This is a genomic window from Fusobacterium sp., from assembly GCF_029258315.1.
Lineage (GTDB): Bacteria > Fusobacteriota > Fusobacteriia > Fusobacteriales > Fusobacteriaceae > Fusobacterium_B.
The window spans coordinates 1-3,273 of record NZ_JARHZE010000017.1 but is presented as its reverse complement, the minus strand read 5'-3'; the positions used below and the strand labels follow the sequence as shown (position 1 = coordinate 3,273).

The window sequence follows — 3,273 nt, the reverse complement described above, 5'->3', positions numbered from 1 at the left end:
CATAAACTCTCTCAGTAGAGTCTATCTCTAAAATCTCACTAGGTGTATGGACATCTTTTAAATTAGGTCCAACACTTATAAAATCTATATTTGGATAGTTTTGAGATAATGCCCCACACTCAAGCCCTGCATGAATTACCTCAACTTTCATCTCTTTATTATAAAGTTTTTTATAAACTTCCACAGCCTTATCTCTTAATTTTGATTCAGCTCTGTACTGCCATTCTGGGTATCCGTCTGAAAATTCAAATTCAGCTCCGTTATCTTTTAATATATCTGACATCTTAGATTTTAATTCATCTAAAACTTTTGGATCTGAACTTCTTAAAGAGATAACAATATTTATACTATTTTCTAAAGTTTTTACTATTGCTAGGTTGTCTGATGATTCAACTATCTCTGGATATTCTTTCATCCAAGTATTTACACCTGTTGGTATATCCTTAATAGTTTTAACATACTTTTCAAAGTCCTCTTTTGACATAGCTAAAATATTTTTTCCATTTGAAATTTCTAAGTTAAAACTCATATCTGGTTCATAACCCATATATTTATCTTTTAGCTCTTGACAAATAGAATTGATCTTATCTTTTATATCATCTTTAGAGGCTAATAAAACTTTTGCAACTCTAGGGATTGCATTGTCCTTACTTCCACCACTTACCTCAATAAAATCAAATTGAGATGCTTTAGCTAATTTTTCAAGTAACTCAACCATTATTTTATTAGCATTTCCTCTTTTTTGATTTATCTCTGCTCCAGAATGTCCACCTTTTAATTTTTCTAAACTAATAGTATATAGAGTAGTTTCCCCAATATTTTTTCTTGAAATAGGAAGATCTACATCTATCTCAATACCACCAGCTGAACCAACTGTAACTATTCCCTCTTCTTCAGAGTCTAGATTTATCAACATACTTCCCTTTAATAGATTAGGCTCAAGTGATAAAGCTCCACCTAAGTCAACCTCTTCAGAAGTTGTAGCTAATAATTCAACTTGGCATTTTATAGATTCATCTTCAAGAAGTGCCATTCCCATTGCAAGAGCTATTCCGTTATCTCCTCCAAGAGTTGTTTTATCTGCCCTTAAGATATTTCCCTCTACTATTAAGTTAATCGGATCTTTTTTAAAGTCGTGGTTGCTATCATTTTCCTTTTCACAAACCATATCCATATGCCCTTGTAATATTACCCCTGGAAAATCCTCATACCCCTTTGTAGCTTTTTTTCTAAGAATTACATTGTAATGTTTATCTTGATAAGTTTCTAAATTGTGTTTTCTTCCAAACTCAACCAAATAATTACTGATCTCTTTTTCATTATATGACTCTCTTGGGATCTGTGAAATCTCCTCAAAATAATAAAATACTCTTTCAGGTTTTATTCCCTCTAATTTTCTCATAATAAATCACCCTTCAAATTATAAAATATATACTCCTAGTATTAGTCCTACTGCTGCATAAATTCCCATTATTATCATTAAAGGCATTATATATTTTAACCATTTATTAAATGTTGTTCCAGCCATTTCAAGTGTAACAAGGATAAGTCCTGTTGGAGTAATGAAAGCCATTAATCCTTGTCCCCAGTTATAAGCATTGATTACAACATCTCTTGATAATCCAACACTGTCAGCTAGTGGTGCCATAATAGGCATTGTTAAAACTGCAAGTCCTGAAGATGATGGAATAAAGAATCCTAAGAATGAGAATACTCCAAGTTGAGCAATTGCAAATAGAGATCCATTCATTCCACTTATCATATCTATTGAATAATATAGAAGTGTATCAGATATCATACCGTTATCCATTACTATATTTATAGCTCTTGCAAGTCCTATTGTTAAAACTACACCGATTAGATCTGCTGCTCCTGCAACAAATGTATTAACAGCCTCTTTTTCAGAAAGTCCTGATAAAATCATCATAACTATTGCCACACCTAAGAATAATGCTGACATCTCTCCGAACCACCAACCATTTAAAGCAACTCCCCAAACTAAAACTATAAATGCTAGTGAGAATAATATCATTATTAATTTTCTTCTTAATGTAAACTCAGTTACTACATCTGGATTATAATCTTTTAAGAAATGCTCTCTTATACTTTCCTCTTCCTCATAAACAAAAGAGTTTTTAGGATCTTTTTTAACTTTATTTGCATACCAATACATATAAGCTAAAGTTATTATAGAACCGATAACTAAGATAATTATTCTAAATACTAAACCGTTTGTAAAACTAATTCCTGCTGCGTTTGATGCTATAACAACTGAGAATGGGTTTACTGTTGAGAACATTGTTCCTATTGAAGATCCCATATAGATAGCTGCGATACAAGTTATTGCATCAAATCCACTTATTAAGAAAATAGGCATAAGTATTGGATAGAATGCTATTGTTTCCTCTGCCAGTCCAAATGTTGTACCCCCTAAAGTAGTAAGAGTAAATACCAAGATAACTAGGATAAACTCTTTTCCCTTTGTTTTCTTAGATAAAGCTCCCATTCCTGCATCAAAAGCTCCAACTTTATTTACAAGTCCAATAATTCCTCCAAGAATTAAAACGAATATCATAATATCAACTGAATCCATAACCCCTGTAACAGGTGCTTGGATAACCTCTAGGATTCCTTGTGGTTGTTGTTTGATTTGAACATAAGTTCCTGGGATTGCTATTGGTTTTTTAATTGTCCCGTCTTCAAATTTTGATAAACTTAATTGAATTTTAAAGTCATCTAATACTGATTGTGTTGCTGGTAATGTTTTTACCTCGTTGTTTTGATCTGTTACTACAAACTCTCTTGCCACATCATCATAAGTAAGTCTTGAGAATCTTCCTGATGGCACTATGTAAGTTAATACTGCTGCCATAATCAAAATGATAAATAATACTGTAAATGCTGTGGGGAATTCGTGCTTTTTCTTTTCTGCCAAAATAATCACTCCTTAACCTCATTTTTTTATGAAATTTATATAATTTTTATGTAATTTCATTCATTCGTATCACTTTATTTAATTTTGCATTAAAAAAATTATATAAATAACATTATACTTGTATAAGTATAAAACAAACAAGTTATTATGTCAACACTAATTTACCCTTTTTTACTTCATTTTTATATTTTGATTAAAAAAGTACCATATTTTTTGAGATTTTTATTACTTTTCTTTTCAATTTTTTAGTATTATTTTTTTCATATATCTACATTCATAAATTTTCTTAATAAACTATACTATTTTAGAATTTTTTATTCATAATTTTTCACCAAATA

The 3,273-nt window shown here is 30.5% G+C and carries 2 protein-coding genes; both read right to left on the bottom strand.

All coding sequences use genetic code 11. The features are described from left to right. The coding region (locus tag Q1J48_RS01360) for an aminoacyl-histidine dipeptidase (protein ID WP_300360672.1) at positions 1-1,402 on the bottom strand (1,402 nt) is incomplete at its 3' end. An 18-nt stretch (positions 1,403-1,420) separates the two neighbouring features. Beyond that, positions 1,421-2,935, bottom strand: a complete 1,515-nt coding sequence (locus tag Q1J48_RS01355; protein WP_498040961.1) for a YfcC family protein — start codon at positions 2,933-2,935, stop codon at positions 1,421-1,423. Between the last annotated feature and the right edge of the window lie 338 nt (positions 2,936-3,273).